The organism is Streptomyces sp. NPDC006512, from assembly GCF_040611935.1.
In the GTDB taxonomy this organism is placed as follows: domain Bacteria; phylum Actinomycetota; class Actinomycetes; order Streptomycetales; family Streptomycetaceae; genus Streptomyces.
In genome coordinates this window covers 41,149-59,523 of the sequence record NZ_JBEXPG010000048.1, presented here as the reverse complement: position 1 = coordinate 59,523, position 18,375 = coordinate 41,149, and the positions used below count along the sequence as shown (strand labels likewise).

At 72.4% G+C, this 18,375-nt stretch carries 15 protein-coding genes; 11 read left to right on the top strand and 4 right to left on the bottom strand.

The annotated features are described in order from the left end of the window. The first annotated feature begins 58 nt into the window (after window positions 1–58). A complete protein-coding gene (locus ABZZ17_RS28580; protein WP_356880042.1) occupies window positions 59–397 on the top strand; it encodes a hypothetical protein in 339 nt (112 codons plus the stop codon). A 30-nt stretch (window positions 398–427) separates the two neighbouring features. Here the strand turns inward: ABZZ17_RS28580 and ABZZ17_RS28575 are convergent, their stop codons facing one another. Beyond that, window positions 428–1,129, bottom strand: a complete 702-nt coding sequence (locus tag ABZZ17_RS28575) for an HAD family acid phosphatase (RefSeq protein WP_356880040.1) — start codon at window positions 1,127–1,129, stop codon at window positions 428–430. A gap of 137 nt (window positions 1,130–1,266) precedes the next feature. Continuing rightward, complete coding sequence (locus tag ABZZ17_RS28570; RefSeq protein ID WP_356880038.1) at window positions 1,267–2,157, bottom strand: hypothetical protein; 891 nt, start codon at window positions 2,155–2,157, stop codon at window positions 1,267–1,269. A gap of 131 nt (window positions 2,158–2,288) precedes the next feature. Here ABZZ17_RS28570 and ABZZ17_RS28565 point away from each other — a divergent pair, with 131 nt between their 5' ends. The 7 genes from ABZZ17_RS28565 (at window position 2,289) to ABZZ17_RS28535 (ending at window position 13,151) form a co-directional block, all read left to right on the top strand. After that, a complete protein-coding gene (locus tag ABZZ17_RS28565) occupies window positions 2,289–3,062 on the top strand; it encodes a serine protease (RefSeq protein WP_356880036.1) in 774 nt (257 codons plus the stop codon). A 328-nt stretch (window positions 3,063–3,390) separates the two neighbouring features. Next, complete coding sequence (locus ABZZ17_RS28560) at window positions 3,391–4,047, top strand: response regulator transcription factor (RefSeq protein WP_356880034.1); 657 nt, start codon at window positions 3,391–3,393, stop codon at window positions 4,045–4,047. A gap of 1,048 nt (window positions 4,048–5,095) precedes the next feature. Beyond that, window positions 5,096–6,256 (top strand): histidine kinase, encoded by a 1,161-nt coding sequence (locus ABZZ17_RS28555; protein ID WP_356880032.1) that lies wholly within the window; start codon window positions 5,096–5,098, stop codon window positions 6,254–6,256. Window positions 6,257–6,334: 78 nt separating this feature from the next. Further along, complete coding sequence (locus ABZZ17_RS28550) at window positions 6,335–6,646, top strand: chorismate mutase (protein WP_356880030.1); 312 nt, start codon at window positions 6,335–6,337, stop codon at window positions 6,644–6,646. Window positions 6,647–6,746: 100 nt separating this feature from the next. Continuing rightward, window positions 6,747–9,251, top strand: a complete 2,505-nt coding sequence (gene pepN / locus ABZZ17_RS28545) for an aminopeptidase N (protein WP_356880028.1) — start codon at window positions 6,747–6,749, stop codon at window positions 9,249–9,251. Window positions 9,252–10,347: 1,096 nt separating this feature from the next. Continuing rightward, on the top strand, window positions 10,348–11,745 hold the full coding sequence (locus ABZZ17_RS28540) for an aminotransferase class V-fold PLP-dependent enzyme (RefSeq protein ID WP_356880026.1): 1,398 nt from the start codon (window positions 10,348–10,350) through the stop codon (window positions 11,743–11,745). Beyond that, window positions 11,742–13,151: a SidA/IucD/PvdA family monooxygenase gene (locus tag ABZZ17_RS28535; protein WP_356880024.1), complete on the top strand. Its 1,410-nt coding sequence runs from the start codon at window positions 11,742–11,744 to the stop codon at window positions 13,149–13,151. Before ABZZ17_RS28540 ends, ABZZ17_RS28535 begins: the two co-directional genes overlap by 4 nt. A 46-nt stretch (window positions 13,152–13,197) precedes the next feature. Here ABZZ17_RS28535 and ABZZ17_RS28530 read toward each other — a convergent pair whose 3' ends face one another. Continuing rightward, entirely contained in the window at window positions 13,198–15,009 is a 1,812-nt protein-coding gene (locus tag ABZZ17_RS28530) for a 5'-nucleotidase C-terminal domain-containing protein (protein WP_356880022.1), read from the bottom strand. 130 nt (window positions 15,010–15,139) lie between these two features. On the opposite strand from ABZZ17_RS28530, the gene ABZZ17_RS28525 reads away from it, so the two are divergent. Together ABZZ17_RS28525 and pyk are read left to right on the top strand one after the other, a co-directional pair. Further along, complete coding sequence (locus ABZZ17_RS28525) at window positions 15,140–15,844, top strand: SIMPL domain-containing protein (RefSeq protein ID WP_356880020.1); 705 nt, start codon at window positions 15,140–15,142, stop codon at window positions 15,842–15,844. A 168-nt stretch (window positions 15,845–16,012) separates the two neighbouring features. Then, window positions 16,013–17,440, top strand: coding sequence for a pyruvate kinase (gene pyk / locus ABZZ17_RS28520; protein WP_356880018.1), 1,428 nt, complete (start codon window positions 16,013–16,015; stop codon window positions 17,438–17,440). 113 nt (window positions 17,441–17,553) lie between these two features. Here the strand turns inward: pyk and ABZZ17_RS28515 are convergent, their stop codons facing one another. Continuing rightward, on the bottom strand, window positions 17,554–17,805 hold the full coding sequence (locus tag ABZZ17_RS28515) for an EF-hand domain-containing protein (protein ID WP_356880016.1): 252 nt from the start codon (window positions 17,803–17,805) through the stop codon (window positions 17,554–17,556). 104 nt (window positions 17,806–17,909) lie between these two features. Here ABZZ17_RS28515 and ABZZ17_RS28510 point away from each other — a divergent pair, with 104 nt between their 5' ends. Beyond that, window positions 17,910–18,368, top strand: a complete 459-nt coding sequence (locus tag ABZZ17_RS28510; protein ID WP_356880014.1) for a MarR family transcriptional regulator — start codon at window positions 17,910–17,912, stop codon at window positions 18,366–18,368. Window positions 18,369–18,375 lie beyond the last annotated feature (7 nt).

Sequence of the window (18,375 nt, the reverse complement as noted above, 5' to 3'; positions counted from 1 at the left end):
GTGTTCCGCGGTCGGGGCGCGGGGACAACGGCGGTGTGAAGACGAAGGCGGCGGGGGAGTGAACCGGGACGCGGTCTGGGCCCTGGTCAGTGGAGTGCTGTGCGCCGGTACCTGGGGCGCCCTGGTGTGGGTCGCCGTGGATCCCGGACTCCAGGACGTGCAGGACGGGCTGGGGGCGTGGACCGCGGCGATCGCCCTCGTGCCCGTGGTCGTGTCGTTCGCCCTGGGCATGGTGCTGATCGTCGGCTCGGGCGGCCCGGGCGGCGCGGGCGGCCCGGGCGGAAGCCGGGGCGGCGGCGGTGAAGGCGTCGGGCTCGGCGGGCTCGGCGGTGACGGGGGCGGTTCCTGTGGCGGTGGCGGTGGGGGAGGCGGCTGCGGCGGGGGCGGCGGCGCCTGACGGCCGCCGGCACCCCGCGCGCGCCGTCGGTCAGGACAGCTTGCCGTCGTAGTCCGGGAGCTTGACGGTGCGTTCGGCGTGGCCGCCGACCAGGTCGCTCTGCTTGTTCCCGATGTTCGCGATGATCGTGTAGCCGCGGGCCTCGATCTCGGCGCGCTTGCCGGTCTTGTAGGCGCTCACCTCGCCGAACAGGTCGGGCAGGTCACGGACGTAGAGGCCCGAGACGGGGTAGCCGACCGCCTTGAGGTTGTGCTCGGTCAGGGAGTAGATGATCCCCGGGCGGGCGGTGACGAAGAAGATAGCGACGCCCCGGTCGTGCGCGTACCGGGTCAGCTCGCGGACCTTGCCGATCGCCGGTGTCGGGAAGGTCCAGAACCAGTGGAAGTCCGTCTCCAGCGAGGAGTTGTCGATGTCGAGGACGATCGCCGGCTTCTCCCCGGCCGGGGAGGCGGCGATGCGCTGCTCGATCGCGGGACGGGCCGCGTCGATGACGGCGGCGACGTCGCGCTGCCAGGTGGCGTAGTCGATGCCGAGGATCGCCGCGTTGCCCCCGGGCGCGGAGGCGGTGACGGCGGCCGGCGCGGTGGCGGGCCGCGGCGCGGGGGCCGGGGCCGCCCCGGCGGAGGCGGCGGGCAGGAGGGCCAGGACGACGCCCGCGACGGCCGCGCCGGCGGCGGCGCCGTGGCGGGAAAGGACCGTACGGGTGGGGAAGGTGCGGCGGGTGCTGCGCATGTGGGGGCGCTCCTCGGTCACAGGATTGGCATGTACGCGACCAGGCTCGATGAGCGCGGACCCCTTGTCTACCGGTCGGTAGGAAACTTTTCGTAGCCGCCCGGTGAATCCCCCTCGCGCGGGGACGGGAGGACGGCCTACGTGTCGCAATCCAGCACCGTGCGGCAGACCCCGCACCGCACCCTCGACGGCCCCCGCACCGCGACCCGCAGCCGCTGCGCGCACACCGGGCAGGGGAAGCTCACCCGCCGCTCTCCCGCGCACCGTTCGAAGCGGTACGCCGCCCCGCGCGGCGGGCCGCTCCCCTCGCGGCGGGCCCGCGCGTAGCGCAGCCGCTCCAGCGGGCCCGCGGCCGCCAGGGGCGCCCGGCCGAGGTCCCGGACGGCCAGGGCGCGGCCGCGCGCGTACGCCTCGTAGGCCTGCGGGCTGCTGAACCAGGGGGAGGGGTCCTCCCCGAAGTGGAGGGCCCGCTTGGCCAGGACGTAGCCGAACTCCTCGGGGGTGAGGTAGCCGAGCTTCTGGTGGCTCAGCGCGTCCTCCCGGTAGGCGTCGAGGAGCAGCCAGCCGGCCCCGAGGTAGGCGGCGGCCGTGTCGGTGAGGATCTCGTCCTCCGCCGTGGTGGGCATCCGCAGGTCCAGGCGGTGCAGCAGGACGTGGGTGACCTCGTGGGCCAGCGCGGCGGCCAGATCCCGCCGGTGCCCGCGGAAGCGGTCGTTCACCTCGACGAAGTACTCCGGACCCGCCGTCAGCTCCACCGACGCCGCGTCCCGCATCGGCCGGAACGCGACCACCACGCGCGCGTCCGGCAGCCGGAGGGCGCGCACCATCGCGGAGGCCACCCGGTGGGCGCCGAGGTGCAGGTCATCGGCGTCGCCGAACGCCGCGTCGGCCGGGGTGACGCTCGTGGCGTAGGCCCGGACGCCCGCAGGGGACAGGCGGCGGAACAGGGCCGTGAGCGAGGCGCGGACGGTCTCCAGGTGCGGAAATCCGTGCTCGACGGGGCTGTTGTGCCTGCCGTTCTGCGTCACGCCGCCTCCCCGGCCGGAAGTTGTCCGAAAACGCGTTCTTGATGGGATCCGGCGTTCGGATGTGTCATGGACCCGTCATTCACCCGATGACGCGCACGGCCCAACCCCCCACGAAAGGCAGCGTGTCGACCATGGCCACCCTTGCCAGATTCCTCAAGCGCACCCTCGCCGTCGGCGCCGTCGCCCTCGCGGCCGCCAGCCTCCAGCCCGCCAGCGCCGGCGCCGCCCAGGCCCCCGTCGTCGGCGGAACCCGCGCCGCGCAGGGCGAGTTCCCCTTCATGGTCCGCCTCTCCATGGGCTGCGGCGGAGCCCTCTACACCCAGCAGATCGTCCTCACCGCCGCCCACTGCGTGAACGGCTCCGGCAACAACACCTCCATCACCGCCACCGCCGGCGTCGTCGACCTCAACAGCTCCAGCGCCATCAAGGTCAAGTCCACCAAGGTCCTCCAGGCCCCCGGCTACAACGGCACGGGCAAGGACTGGGCCCTGATCAAGCTCGCCAAGCCCATCAACCTGCCCACCCTGAAGATCGCCGAGACGAAGGCCTACGACAACGGCACCTTCACCGTCGCCGGCTGGGGCGCCACCCGCGAGGGCGGCGGTCAGCAGCGCTACCTGATGAAGGCCACCGTCCCCTTCGTCTCCGACGCCTCCTGCCAGAGCTCCTACGGCGGCGACATCGTCCCCGGCGAGGAGATCTGCGCCGGCTTCGCCCAGGGCGGCGTCGACACCTGTCAGGGTGACTCCGGCGGCCCCATGTTCCGCCGCGACAACGCCAACGCCTGGATCCAGGTCGGCATCGTCAGCTGGGGCCAGGGCTGCGCCCGCCCCGACTACCCCGGGGTGTACACGGAGGTCTCCACCTTCGCCAACCAGATCAAGAACGCCGCGGCGACCCTCTAGCGGCACGGCCCGCGGCACGCCCCGCGGCACGGCTGGCGGCACGGCTCGTGGCACGGCTCGTGGCACCAGCACCGCCCGAGGCACCCCGCACGGCACCCCGCACGGCACCCCGTCGTCCTTCCGGCCGGCCACGAACCGGCCGGAAGGACGAAGCGCCCCGCCCCGAACGCACCTACCGTCGAGAGACGTACCGCGAGGCTGGAACACCGCTGTCCCGGCCCCGCGGCACCCTCCCGGCGGCCCGCTGTGCGGTTGCGGACCGGCGCCCGCACCGGTCCGATGGGAAGAGTCCATCGGCGGCAGCGGGCGACAGTGGGGCAGGCAGCGCATGGCGATCAGAGTGGTCATCGCGGACGACCAGGAAATGGTCAGAACCGGCTTCCGCATGATCCTCGAAAGCATGCCCGACATCGAGGTCGTCGCCGACGTCGTCGACGGCGAAGCCGCACTGGCCGCCGTCGCCGCGCACCAGCCCGACGTCCTCCTCCTCGACATCCGCATGCCCCGCCTCGACGGACTCGAAGTCACCCGCCGCCTCGCCGGCCAGGACAAACCGCGCATCGTCATCGTCACCACCTTCGACCTCGACGAGTACGTCCACGCGGCGCTCCACGGCGGAGCCTCCGGCTTCCTCCTGAAGGACGCGAGCCCGGCCATGCTGGTTGAAGCGGTACGGGCGGCGGCCGTCGGCGACTCCCTCGTCTCACCCGCCATCACCGTACGACTGCTGCGCGAAATGGCCCCCCGCATCCCCGCCGCCCAGGCCGCCCGCCGCCCCGCCGAGCCCCTCACGGAACGCGAACGGGACGTCGTACGCTGCCTCGCCCGCGGGATGACCAACGCCGAGATCGCCGCCGAACTGTACGTATCGCTGTCCACCGTCAAAACCCACCTGGCCAACGTCCAGGCCAAACTCGACGCCCGCAACCGCGTCGAGATCGCCGCCTGGGCCTGGGAAAGCGGCCTGGCCGCCACCACGGCGTGACCCACCCCCACCCCGGCCCGCCCCCGCGCCGACCCCCCACACCACCCCCGGCCCCGGCACGCCCCGCACCCCCACCGAAATCCCCCACACCCTCCCCACAACCCACCCCCACCACCCAGCCCGCCCAGCCGAGCCTGCCGTCGGAAGCCCTCGCGCCACCCCGGCCGAAAGCCTCCGCGCCCTCCCCTCAGCCCGCCCCCGCCGCCCGGCCCGCGCCGCCGCCGGGACCGTCCTCGCCGTTCCCGCCGCAGGAAGGCGCCGTACGTCCCGCGCCGCCCGGGGCCGCGGTGCATCCCGCGCCGCCGCCGCGGGCGGAAGCCGTCGTGCCGCCCTGGCCGGGAGCCCCCGCGCTTTCCGCGCCGCCCGAGCCCGCAGCCCGGCCCGCGCCGCCGCCGGGACCGTCCTCGCTGTTCCCGCCGCAGGAAGGCGCCGTGCGTCCCGCGCCGCCCTGGGCCGCGCTGCATCCCGCGCCGCCGCCGCGGGCTGAAGCCGTCGTGCCGCCCTGGCCGGGAGCCCCCGCGCTTTCCGCGCCGCCCGTGCCCGCCGCCCGGCCCGCGCCGCCGCCATGCCCCGCGGCACCACCCCCACCGGAAGCCTCTGCGCTCTCCCCGCAGCCCGGCCCCGCCGCCCAGCCCGCCCCGCCGCACCCGGGACCGTCCTCGCTGTTCCCGCCGCAGGGAGGCGCCGTACGTCCCACGCCGCCCGGGGCCGCGGTGCGCCTCGCGCCGCCCCTGCCGTCGGAAGCCCCCGCGCCGCCCGCATTTGCCGCCCGGCCCGCCCCGCCGCGCCCGGAAGCCGCCGTGCCACCCCGGCCGAAAGCCCCCGCGCTTTCCGCGCCGCCCGTGCCCGCCGCCCGGCCCGCACCGCCGTCGGCACCACCCCCGCCCCCGGGAGCTCCGCTACGTCCCGCGCCGCGCGGCGCCGCCGCGTCGCCCGCGCCGCCGCAGGGAGGCGGCGTACGGCCCGAGCCGCCCCCGTCGGGGATCCGTACGTGGTCCTCGCCGGCCGCGAACCGCGTACGTCACACCCCGCCCGCCGGAGGCCCACGGTGAGTCCGCTCGCGAGCTGGGCGCGGCGTCACCCGCACGCCGCCGACTGGATCCGGCTTTTCCTCTCCATGCTGCTCCTCGCCCTCGTCACCTTCGAGGGCGTCGTCCTCGCCCGCCAGCCCAGCCTCCCCCACGCCGCCGTCTGGGTCTCCGGCATCCTCGTCTGCCTCAGCGCCGCACCCTGGCCCCGCATCCCCCTCCTGACCCGCGCCTGGTTCGCGGCCGCCACCACCTGGACCGTCACCCTCCTCCTCCTCGTCTTCGGCAACCACCCCCTCGTCGTCTGGGGCGGCGGCGAAGCCATCGCCCTGCTCGTCCTCCTCTCCCAGGTCCTCCTGCGCGCCCCCGCCCGCACCGCCGCCACCCTCGGCCCCCTCCTCGGCCTCGGCTGCATGGCCGCACCCGTCCGCGACACCGACCCCGGCCGCTTCACCCTGCTCTTTTCCGTCCTCGCCGTCGTCGTCGCCGCCTACTCCCTCCTCCTGCGCCTCCAGTCCGTCCAACGCGTCCGCGAACTCCGCGCCGTCCGCACCGCCGAACGCCTCGAACTCGCCCGCGAGCTCCACGACCTCGTCGCCCACCACGTCACCGGCATCGTCGTCGAGGCCCGCGCCGCCCGCTTCACCCAGGTCTCCGCCGAACGCGCCGCCGAAATCTTCGGCCGCATCGAAACCGCCGGCGACGAAGCCCTCGGCTCCATGCGCCGCCTCGTCAAGATCCTCCGCGACAACGACGACGACCGCACACCCGCCCCCGCCACCACCCCCGTCGCCGGCCTCGCCGACCTCCGCGAGCTCACCGAACGCTTCACCGTCACCGGCCCGCCCGTCGCCCTCCACATCGAAGAAGGCCTCGACACCCGCCTCCCCGGCGACGTCGCCGCCACCGCCCACCGCATCGTCCTCGAAGCCCTCACCAACATCGGCAAACACGCCGCCACCGCCACCGCCGTCCGCATCAGCCTGCGCACCGTCCCCGAAGGCCTCGAAATCCGCATCGCCGACGACGGCGGCCACCCCGCCCGCCTCTCCGAAAAGGCCCGCGGCGGCGGCTACGGCCTCGCCGGAATGGCCGAACGCGCCGAAGCCCTCGGCGGCACCCTCACCGCCGGCCCCGCCCCCGAAGGAGGCTGGCTCGTCACCGCCACCCTGCGCCTGTGACCCCGCCCCGCCCGCCCCCGTCTCACGGACCGGCCACCCCCGAAAACCCCTCCCGCACGCCACGTATTCTCGGGAACCATGAACAACAGCGATATCGACGAGTCCGTCGCCGCGGAACTGTCCCGCCTGCGCGACAGCATCGACAACATCGACGCGGCCGTGGTCCACATGCTCGCCGAGCGCTTCAAATGCACCCAGCAGGTCGGCCACCTCAAGGCCCGCCACCAGCTGCCCCCCGCCGACCCCGGCCGCGAAGCCAGCCAGATCGCCCGGCTCCGCCAGCTCGCCGAGAACGCCAAGCTCGACCCGGCCTTCGCCGAGAAGCTCCTCAACTTCATCATCGCCGAGGTCATCCGCCACCACGAGACCATCGCGGCCGGCGAAGAATAACCACCCCCCGGACCGGCGCCGGCCACCCCCCGCGGGAACACCGGCGCCACCCCGCCGACACCCCCTGGGGCACGGCCCGCCCGTCAGGCAGCATGACCTCATGTCCGCACTGACGCGCAACGAAGCGCAGCTCCGAGCCGAGCTCCTCGACGTCCACCACTACGCCGTCACCCTCGACCTCACCACCGGCGACGACACCTTCGACTCCACCACCGTCATCCGCTTCAGCGCACGCGCCGCCGGAGACACCTTCGTGGAACTGAAACCGGACGAACTGCGCTCCGCCACGCTCGACGGCCGCCCCCTCGACCCCGCCACCCTCACCGGCAACCGCCTCCCCCTCACCGGCCTCACCACCGGCCCCCACGAGCTGCGCGCCGACACCCGCATGCGCTACTCCCGCACCGGCGAAGGCCTCCACCGCTTCACCGACCCCGCGGACGGCGAGACGTACGTCTACTCCCAGATGTTCCTCGACGACGTCCAGCGCGTCTTCCCGGCCTTCGACCAGCCCGACCTCAAGGCCGTCTTCGAGTTCACCGTCACCGCCCCCGCCCACTGGACTGTCCTCGCCAACGGCATCACCACCCGCACCGGCCACCGCGAAGACGACACCGCCACCTGGACGTCCGCCCCCACCCCCGTCATCTCCACCTACCTCGCCGCCGTCGCCGCCGGCCCCTGGCACAGCATCACCACCGAACACGCCGGACTCCCCTTCGGCATCCACTGCCGCAAGTCCCTCGCCCCCCACCTCGACGCCGACGCCGCAGAAATCCTCTCCGTCACCACCGACTGCTACGACCGCTACCACGAGAAGTTCGCCGAGCCCTACCCCTTCGACTCCTACGACCAGGCCTTCGTCCCCGAATTCAACGCCGGCGCCATGGAGAACCCCGGCCTCGTCACCTTCCGCGACGAGTTCGTCTTCCGCTCCGCCGTCACCGACACCGAACGCCAGCGCCGCGCCATGGTCATCGCCCACGAAATGGCCCACATGTGGTTCGGCGACCTCGTCACCCTCACCTGGTTCGACGACATCTGGCTCAACGAATCCTTCGCCGAATACATGGGCTACCAGACCCTCACCGAAGCCACCCGCTTCACCGGCACCTGGACCGAATTCGGCATGGAACGCAAGCCCTGGGGCTACGACGCCGACCAGCGCCCCTCCACCCACCCCGTCGCCCCCGCCCCCGACGACGTCCCCGACACCGCCTCCGCCCTCCTCAACTTCGACGGCATCTCCTACGCCAAGGGCGCCTCCGCCCTGCGCCAGCTCGTCGCCTGGCTCGGCGAGAAGGACTTCCTCGCCGGCATCAACACCCACTTCGCCCGCCACAAGTTCGCCAACGCCTCCCTCGCCGACTTCGTCGACTCCCTCGCCGCCCACACCGACCGCGACGTCCACACCTGGGCCCGGGCATGGCTGCGCACCACCGGCGTCGACACCCTCACCCCCCGCATCGAGGAAAGCCCCGGAGGCTGGACCCTCACCGTCGACCGCACCGGCAGCCGCCCCCACCACATCACCGCCGGCACCTACGCCCTCGCCCCCGACGGCCTCCTCGAACGCGGCGAACTCCTCGGCATCGACGTCCCCACCGACGAGATCCTCTCCGGCAGCGGCCGCCGCCCCGACCTCCTCGTCCTCAACGACGGAGACCTCGGCTACGCCAAGATCCGCCTCGACGAACTCTCCCTCGAAACCGCCCTGCGCTCCCTCTCCCGCATCCCCGACCCCCTCACCCGCGCCGTCGTCTGGGGCTCCCTGCGCGACATGGTCCGCGACGGCGAACTCGAACCCGGCGCCTACCTCACCACCGCCGACGCCCACCTCCCCGAGGAAACCGACCTCGCCGTCGTCCAGGGCGTCCTCGGCTTCGCCCGCCACCACATCGCCGACCGCTACCTCGCCCCCACCGAACGCGCCGCCGCCCTCACCCTCATCACCTCCCTCACCCGCGACCTCCTGCGCCGCACCGAGGACGGCACCGACCCCGGCCTGCGCCTCGCCGCCGTCCGCGTCCTCATCGACAGCGCCACCCACCCCGACACCCTCGCGGCCTGGCTCGCCGACGGCACCGTCAACGGCGGCCCCGAACTCGACCCCGAACTGCGCTGGCGCATCCTCGCCCGCCTCGCCGTACTCGGCGCCCTCGACGAGGACACCATCGACGCCGCCCTCGAAGCCGACCCCAGCGCCACCGGACAGCAGGGCGCCGCCCGCTGCCGCGCCGCCCTGCCCACCGCCGAGGCCAAAGCCGCCGCCTGGCAGCGCCTCTTCCACGACGACACCCTCTCCAACTACCTCTTCACCGCCACCGCCCAGGGCTTCTGGCAGCCCGAACAGGCCCACCTCGTCCAGGACTACGTACCCCGCTACTACCCCGAAGCCGTCGCCCTCGGAGCCCGCCGCGGCCCCGCCATCGCCGAAGCCGCCGGCCGCTGGGCCTTCCCCGCCCACGCCATCGACGAAGCCAACCTCCGCACCGGCCGCGCCACCCTCGACGACCCCGACCTCATCCCCCTCCTCCGCCGCAAGCTCGTCGACCAACTCGACGACCTCGCCCGAGCCCTCCAAATCCGCACCCCCACCCCCTAACCCCCCAGCCCGCCCGCCCGGCCGCCCGGCCCGGCGGTGCGGCCCGGTCCTTCCGGCCCGGTCCGGCCCGGCCCGACGGCCCGGTGCGGCCCGGTGCGGCCCGGCCCGGTGCGGTCCGGCGCGGTCCGGCCCGGCGCGGTCCGGTGCGGTCCGGTGCGGTCCGGTGCGGTCCGGCCCGGTGCGGACCGGCCCGGTGCGGTGAACGCGGCCCGGTGCGGCCCGGCGCGGTCCTCTCGGTTCGGCCCGGCCGGCGGTGCGGCCCGATTGGTCCGGTCGCTCTGGTCATCTAGCCCCGGTCGCCCCGGTCGCCCCGGTCGCCCCGGTCGCCGCGGACGGCGCGGACGGCGCGGACGGCCCGTCCAGTGCGCTTGGTTCGGCCTGGTCCGGCCCGGCGGTGCGGTCCGCTTGGTCCGGTAGCCCCTGGTCGCCCCGGTCGGCCCGTCCGGCCAGGCCTGCTCGGTCCGCTCGGTCGCCCCCGACCGCCTGGGCCGCCGGCCTGCCTGGCCCTCCTGGCCCTCCGGGCCCGGGAGGCCCCGGAGTCCGGCTCGGCTCGGCCCCGCCGGGCCCGGTCTCAAGCAGCCCCGCGTCCATCCGGGTCGGGGCCACCGGGTCCGGCATGACACGGGTCGCTCCAAGCGGGCCGCCCGCAAGACCCGGGGCCGCTCGGTGGCCCCGGCAATCGCCCCGCGCGGCAAGGCCGGCGCGTCCCGGGCCCGGTCGTTCCGGTCCCACCTGGCCGGGCCCGTCCGGCGCGGTCCCGCGGGCCAGCCCCTCGCGGGCCGGTCCGGGGCCCGCCCAGGTGGCCGCCCGGCCCGGCCCGCCAAGGGCTGCCCCCTGGTCCGGGTCCACCATGCCCGGTCTATGCGGCCTGGCCTGCGTGGCCCGGTCTGTGCGGCCCGGCCTGCGGGGCCCGGCCTGTGCGGCCTGGCCTGCCCGCCCGGGCCCAGCCCCTCCCGCCCGGCCCCGACGGCCCCCCTCGAACGCCTGGCCGACACCGGAGAGGCGGACAAACCCCGGCGGTTACCCCATTCGGGTCTGATCGTTGAGCTGGGCGGGGACCAGGCTGTCCCCGCCCAGCCTCCGCGAAGGACCCCGGATGACCGAGCCGCCCCGCACCCCGCCCCCGCCGCCCCCACTCGCCGGCGGCCACGGCGGAGCCGAAGCCCTGCGGCCCCTCATCGACACCGTCCTCGACGCCCTCCGCACCGGAACCGCCGAACGCGACGGCCCCCTCCCCGCCGGCGGCCCCGCAACCGTCACCGCCCGCGTCCACACCGCACTCGGCGACATGTTCCCCACCCACGGAACCGGCGACCACGAAGCACTCCGCACCCTCGTCCACACCCTCGCCGCCGGCGCCGCCGACCCCGCCCACCCCCTGTGCGCCGCCCACCTGCACTGCCCACCCCTCGCCGTCGCGGCCGCCGCCGACCTCGCCGCCAGCGCCCTCAACCCCTCCCTCGACTCCTGGGACCAGGCCCCCGCCGCCTCCGCCATCGAAGCCCGCCTCACCCACACCCTCGCCACCACGTTCTACGACACCCCCCACCCCGACGCCCTCCTCACCACCGGCGGCACCGAAGCCAACCAACTCGCCCTCCTCCTCGCCCGCGAACGCCACGGCCCCCACCTCACCGTCCTCCACGGCGCCAACGCCCACCACTCCATCCCCCGCGCCGCCTGGCTCCTCGGACTACCCCCCGCCACCACCCTCCCCACCCCCACCGGCGTGCTCGACCCCGCCACCCTCGCCGAAGCCCTCACCCACACCCCCGGCCCCGTACTCGTCACCGCCACCGCCGGCACCACCGACGCCGGACTCATCGACCCCCTCGGCCCCATCGCCGACCTCTGCCACCACCACGGCGCCGAACTCCACATCGACGCCGCCTACGGCGGACCCCTCGCCCTCAGCCCCCGCCACCGCCACAAGGTCACCGGACTCCACCGCGCCCACTCCCTCACCGTCGACCTGCACAAACTCGGCTGGCAACCCGTCGCCGCAGGCCTCCTCCTCGTCCCCGACCGGGACCTCCTCACCCCCCTCGCCCACCAGGCCGACTACCTCAACGCCACCGACGACACCGAAGCCGGCCTCCCCGACCTCCTCGGCCGCTCCCTGCGCACCACCCGCCGCCCCGACGCCTTCAAAATCGCCGCCACCCTGCGCTCACTCGGCCGCGACGGCCTCGCCCACCTCATCGACCTCACCTGCACCGCAGCCCACCGGCTCGCCGAACTCCTCGACGCACACCCCCGCTTCGAACTCCACGCACCCCCCACCATCACCACCGTCCTCTTCCGGCCCACCCCCACGGACGACGACCACCTCGCCACCCTGCGCCGCACCCTCCTCCACGACGGCACCGCCGTCCTCGGCCGCACCACCACCGACGGCCGCCTCTGGCTCAAAGCCACCCTCCTCAACCCCCACACCACCGCGCGGGACCTGGACACCCTCGTCACCCTCCTGGAAGGCAGAACCCACCGATGACCGCCCAACTCGACGCACCCCACGACCTCGTCGGAATCGGGATCGGCCCCTTCAACCTCTCCCTCGCCGCCCTCGCCCACGGCCTCCCCCAACAAGGCATCGGCCCCCTCGCCACCGCCTTCTACGACCAACGCCGCGACTTCCGCTGGCACCCCGGACTCCTCATCGACGGAGCCACCCTCCAAGTCCCCTTCCTCGCCGACCTCGTCACCCTCGCCGACCCCACCAGCCCCTGGACCTTCCTCAACTACCTCAAGCACAAAGAGCGCCTCTTCCCCTTCTACTTCGCCGAGCAGTTCCACATCCAGCGCGCCGAATACGACGCCTACTGCCGCTGGGTCGCCGGCCGCCTCCCCGGACTCCACTTCGGCCACCAGGTCGACGCCGTCCGCTGGAACCCCGAACGCGACCTCTTCGAAGTCGACTACACCCAACTCGACCCCGACGGCGAAGCCGAAGCCCTCGGCCGCACCTACACCCGCAACCTCGCCCTCGGCATCGGCACCGCCCCCTACGTACCCGAACCCCTGCGCCCCCTCGCCGACGCCCCCACCGTCCCCGTCATCCACTCCGCCGACTACCTCGACAACCGGCAGCGCATCCTCGGCGCCGACCACGTCACCGTCATCGGATCAGGCCAGTCCGGAGCCGAAGTCTTCCTCGACCTCCTCCGCAGCCGCCCCACCGGCCACGAAGGCCTCACCTGGCTCGCCCGCACCCCCGCCTTCGCCCCCATGGAGTACTCCAAGCTCGGCCTCGAACACTTCACCCCCGACTACACCCGCTACTTCCACGCCCTCCCCGAACCCGTCCGCGACCAGCTCGTCCCCGCCCAATGGCAACTCCACAAGGGCATCGACGCCGCCACCATCGCCGCCATCCACGAAGAGCTCTACCGCCGCACCCTCCACGGCGGCTGGCCCGACACCGTCCTCACCCCCGGCGTCACCGTCCGCACCGCCGGCCGCGTCGCCACCACCAAGATCGAGCTCCACCTCGAACACACCCAGCAGGGCACCCGCACCCGCCTCACCACCGACGCCGTCGTCCTCGCCACCGGCTACCGCGAACGCCCCCTCACCAGCCTCCTCGCCGGCCTCGACCCCTACCTCCGCAAGGACTCCTCCGGCCGCCCCCGCATCGACGACCGCCACCGGATGATCCTCGACCCCTCCGTCACCGGCAGCGTCTACGTCCAGAACGGCGAACGCCACACCCACGGCGTCGGCGCCCCCGACCTCGGCCTCGCCGCCTGGCGCAGCGCCGCCATCCTCAACACCCTCACCGACAAAGAGCCCTACCCCCAGCCCCACCGCACCGCCTTCACCACCTTCGGCCTCGAACAGCGGGAGCACACCCGCCCCCACCCCACAGGCGAACTGCTCCCGCTGGTCGAACACCCCTAGCCGGCCCGAACGGCGGCCCCCACACGGCGACCGCCGGGCAGCACCCCTAGAACACCGGCACACCCGCCCGCGTCAGCCGCCACCCCACCGAAGCGAACCCCGCGGGATCCACCGTCCCCTTCGCCTTCACCCACTGCACGATCGTGTTGCGGATCTCGTCCGAATCCGCCCACAACTGCCTGGCCTGCGGTACATGCGGGAAATTCCCCCCACCCGAGGCCCGGTAGTTGTTCACCGCCAACACGAACCGCGCCCCCGGATCCACCGCCCGGCCCTCGAACGACAACCCCACGATCCGCGACCCCACCGGCTGCGCCACGTCCACGTCGTACGTCAGCCCGTACACCGCGTCGTAGTTGTAGTCCGGAATCCCCTCCGCGTTCGTCAACGCCGCCGGATCCACCGGCGCACCCGGCGCCGTCCGCACGTAGTACCGCGCCGAATACTCCAGGTAGTCCTTCACCTGCGCACCCGTCAGCAGCCGCGCCTCCAGCGTGTTCTCGAACGGATACAGCCCCGCCGCGTCCCGGATCGTCACCTGACCCGCCGGTATCGCCGCCGTCCGCGAGAAACACGACGCCTGCGACAACACCGGCAGCGCCGCCCACTCCGTACCGGCCAACGCCCCCTTCACCGTCTCCGCCTGCACGTGGTTGATCAGATCGATGACCGGCACGTCCTTCACCGGACCCTCCGCCGACGACATCGCCTGCGTCGACGTACCGATCACCTGGTTGACGTACGCCACCACCTTCCGGTGCTCGTCCGACAACAACCGCGTGATCTTCCGGTCCTCCGCCACCGTGTTCGAATTCAGCACCTGAGCCGCCACCTTCGACACCGACCAGCGACCCCGCTCCCACACCAGCTCGAAGTCGAACAACGTCAACCGCTGCCCCCACTTCAACGGCTCCGACAGCACCACGTCCTTGCCCGTCGCCCCGTTCCGCACCCGGTACTCCGGGATCTCCGTGTGCGCGTGACCCACCAGGATCGCGTCGATCCCCGCCACCTGCTCCGCCACCAGAGCCGCCGCGTTCTCCACGTACGGCAACTGATCACCGTACGAAGACGTACCGCTCGACCCCGAATGCGCCGACACGATCACCACGTCCGCACCCATCGACCGCAGCCGCGGCACGTACTTCGCCGCCTGCTCCTCCAGACCCGGGAACGTCATCTTCCCCTGCACGTTCGCCTTGTCCCAGATCGCGATCCCCGGATTCGTCAACCCCAGCACCGCCACCTTCACGTCCCGCCCGCACGGCGTCCGCAACCGGTGCATGCTGTACGGCGCGAACGCCGGCCGCAACGTCTTCGCATCCAGCGCGTTCGCCCCCAGCAGCGGAAAATCACACTGCTCCTCGAACTTCCGCAACACCGGAATCCCGTAATTGAACTCGTGGTTCCCCAGCGCCGCCGCGTCATAACCGATCGCGTTCATCGCCCGCGCCATCGGATGCACCGGACCACGCCGCGCCGTGATCGGATCCACCTTCGCGTAGTAGTACGACAGCTGCGTCCCCTGGATCGTGTCACCCGCGTCGATCAGCAGCGTGTTCCGCCGCCCCTTCTCCGCCCGCACCCGCTCCACCAACGTCGAGATCTTCGCCAGACCCACGTCGTTGTGCGCCTTGTCGTCGAACTCCTTGTCCGTGAAGTAGTCCCAGTTGAAGACGTTCCCGTGCAGATCCGTCGTCCCCATCACCGTGAACGCGTACGTCCGCGGCTCTCGCCCCCGCGCCCCCTCCTGCTCCTGCTGCGCGGCGGCGGCCGGCGTGCCCGCGGCACCCGCCAACGCCACGGCCGCACCCGTCGCGGCCGAAGCCCCCATGAACTTCCTACGGTCGAACGTCATGCCATCTCCCTCGTGAGGCCCTGAACAACGCGCGTAGATTCTGACCCACGGGTAACAAGACGCAACACCCCCACCAGGTTTCGATCCGATGACCACACACCCCCACCAACCACGGTGCGACAGTGAAACCATGACCCAGGACACCGCACACCAGCCCTACGGAACCCCCGAAGTACCCCGCGTAGCCGTCCGCGGCGAAGCCACCCTCGAAGTCGAACCCGAAATCGCCCGCATCACCATCACCGTCAACGCCCGCGGCACCGACCGCCGCACCGCACTCGAAGACCTCACCCGACGCAACAACACCGTCCTCGAACTCATCAAGAGCTACGGCGAACCCGTCGAAAAACTCGAAACCGGCGCCTTCTCCATCACCCCCGAACTCACCCGCCACGGCCGCGGCGAACGCGTCCGCGCCTACCACGGCCGCGTCAACATCACCGCCGAACTCAACGACTTCACCACCCTCGGCGAACTCACCACCCGCCTCGCCGACCTCGAACTCACCCGCGTCGACGGCCCCTGGTGGGCCCTGCGCCCCACCTCACCCGCCCACGGCGAAGCCCGCCGCCAAGCCGTACTCGAAGCCGTCCAACGCGCCCGCGAATACGCCCACGCCCTCGGCACCGACCTCGCCGCCCTCGTCGAACTCGCCGACCTCGGCGCCGAGAACGAAACCCCCTTCGCCCGCCCCGGCGGCAGCGGCATGCGCACCATGGCCTTCGCCACCGCCACCGAAGACGACACCGCCCCGCCCCTCGACCTCGAACCCCAGCGCCAGACCGTCCACGCACAGGTGAACGCCCGCTTCACCATGACCCCGCCCCAGCTCTGACACCCACCCCGGCACCCCTGCGAAACCCACCCAAAACGCACCGTGGGGGTGCTCCGATGAGCACCCCCACGCACATTCAACAAATGTCAACAAGCTTTCGCCCAAAGGTTGTTGGGACGACACCCGGAACCAATTTCCTACTCACAGGTAGGGGCATACGCTCGACCCATGCGCCGAGCGAAAATCGTCTGCACCCTGGGCCCCGCCACCGACTCATACGACCAGATCAAAGCCCTGGTCGAAGCCGGAATGGACATCGCCCGCCTCAACCTCAGCCACGGCACCTACGCCGAACACGAAGAGCGCTACGAGCGCGTCCGCAAAGCCTCCGACGAAACCGGCCGCAGCGTCGGAATCCTCGCCGACCTTCAAGGCCCGAAGATCCGCCTCGGCCGCTTCCACGAAGGACCCGTACTCCTTGAACGCGGAGACGAGTTCACCATCACCACCGAAGACCACCCCGGCGACCGCCACACCTGCGGCACCACCTACAACGGACTCGCCACCGACGTCACCACCGGCGAACGCATCCTCGTCGACGACGGCCGCGTCACCCTCGAAGTCACCGCCATCGACGGACCCCGCGTCCACACCCGCGTCATCGAAGGCGGCATGGTCTCCGACCACAAGGGACTCAACCTCCCCGGCGTCGCCGTCTCCGTCCCCGCCCTCTCCGACAAGGACATCGAAGACCTCCGCTGGGCCCTGCGCACCGGCGCCGACGTCATCGCCCTCTCCTTCGTCCGCAGCGGCCACGACATCGAAGACGTCCACCGCATCATGGACGAAGAAGGCCGCCGCCTCCCCGTCATCGCCAAAATCGAAAAACCCCAGGCCGTCGACAACATCGACGACATCGTCGCCGCCTTCGACGGCATCATGGTCGCCCGCGGCGACCTCGGCGTCGAAATGCCCCTGGAACAAGTCCCCATCGTCCAAAAGCGCGCCGTCAAACTCGCCAAACGCAACGCCAAACCCGTCATCGTCGCCACCCAGATGCTCGACTCGATGATCGAGAACTCCCGCCCCACCCGCGCCGAAGCCTCCGACGTCGCCAACGCCGTCATCGACGGCACCGACGCCGTCATGCTCTCCGGCGAAACCAGCGTCGGCAAACACCCCGTCGAAACCGTGCGGACCATGTCCCGCATCGTCGAAGCCGCCGAAGAAGACATCCTCGCCAAGGGACTCCCACCCCTCACCGAACGCAACAAACCCCGCACCCAAGGCGGAGCCGTCGCCCGCGCCGCAGCCGAAATGGGCGACTTCCTCGGCGCCAAGTTCCTCGTCGCCTTCACCCAGAGCGGAGACACCGTCCGCCGGCTCTCCCGCTACCGCTCACCCATCCCCCTCCTCGCCTTCACCCCCGACCAGGCCACCCGCTCCCAGCTCAACCTCACCTGGGGCGTCGAAACCTTCCTCGGACCCCACGTCGACTCCACCGACGCCATGGTCGCCCAGGTCGAAGAAGAACTCCTGCGCATCGGACGCTGCGTACCCGGCGACATCGTCGTCATCACCGCCGGCTCACCCCCCGGCGTCAGCGGCAAGACCAACCTCGTCCGCATCCACCACATCGGCGACCCCGTCCGCTAACCCCCACCCCCGCACCCCGCACCCCGCACCCCGGTCAGCGTCGGGCACCCTCCCGGCCCGACGCGGCCACCGCCACCCCACCCCGCCCCCACGACCCCGCCGGCCCCACGGCCTCACCAGCCGAAACGCCGGTCCACCACCGCCGCGAACTCCTCGAACGACAACACCGCATCACCATTCGCATCCGCCGCATCGAACAACGCCGACGACGCCTCCGCATCCTGCACACCCCAGAACGGCAGATCCCCACGAGCCGCCAACGTCGGCCCCTTCGACCGCAACGCGCTGATCACCTCCACCCGCGTCAGCTCACCGTCCTGGTCCAGATCCAGCGCGTCGAACAACTTACGAGCCTTCTCACTCATCACCGAAGTCCCCATTCCGTGGTGGCCGAATCGTGTACGCACCCTACGCCGACCCCCGCGCGCCACCTTGACCTCAAGTTAACTCAAGGTCTTACGTTCCTCCCATGACGCTCAAGGAATACCCCCAGGAGCAGCTCGCGGCCCAGGCCATCGGCTACTGGACCGGCGCGGCCAACACGATCATCATCAACGGCATCCGCAAGGCCCTCGCCCAAGAAGACCTCACCCAGCCCCACTGGTGGATCCTCAACCACCTCTCCGCCACCCCCGCCACCTGGACACGCACCACCCTCACCGCCAAACTCGCCCGCTTCGACACCCAGCACCTCGACTTCGAAGCCCTCTACGACGACCTCGCAACCCGCGGCTGGACCACGGAAACCCCCGACCACCGCCTCACCCTCACCGAAGCCGGCGAAGCAGGCCGCCGCCGCGCCCGGGCCCGCACCCGCCCCGTCCACGAACGCATGCACGCCGGCATCGACACCCCCGAGTACACGGCGGCCGTCAACGTCCTGCGCCGCATGATCGACAACCTCGGCGGCGACAGCGACCTCCCGTAGCCGCGGC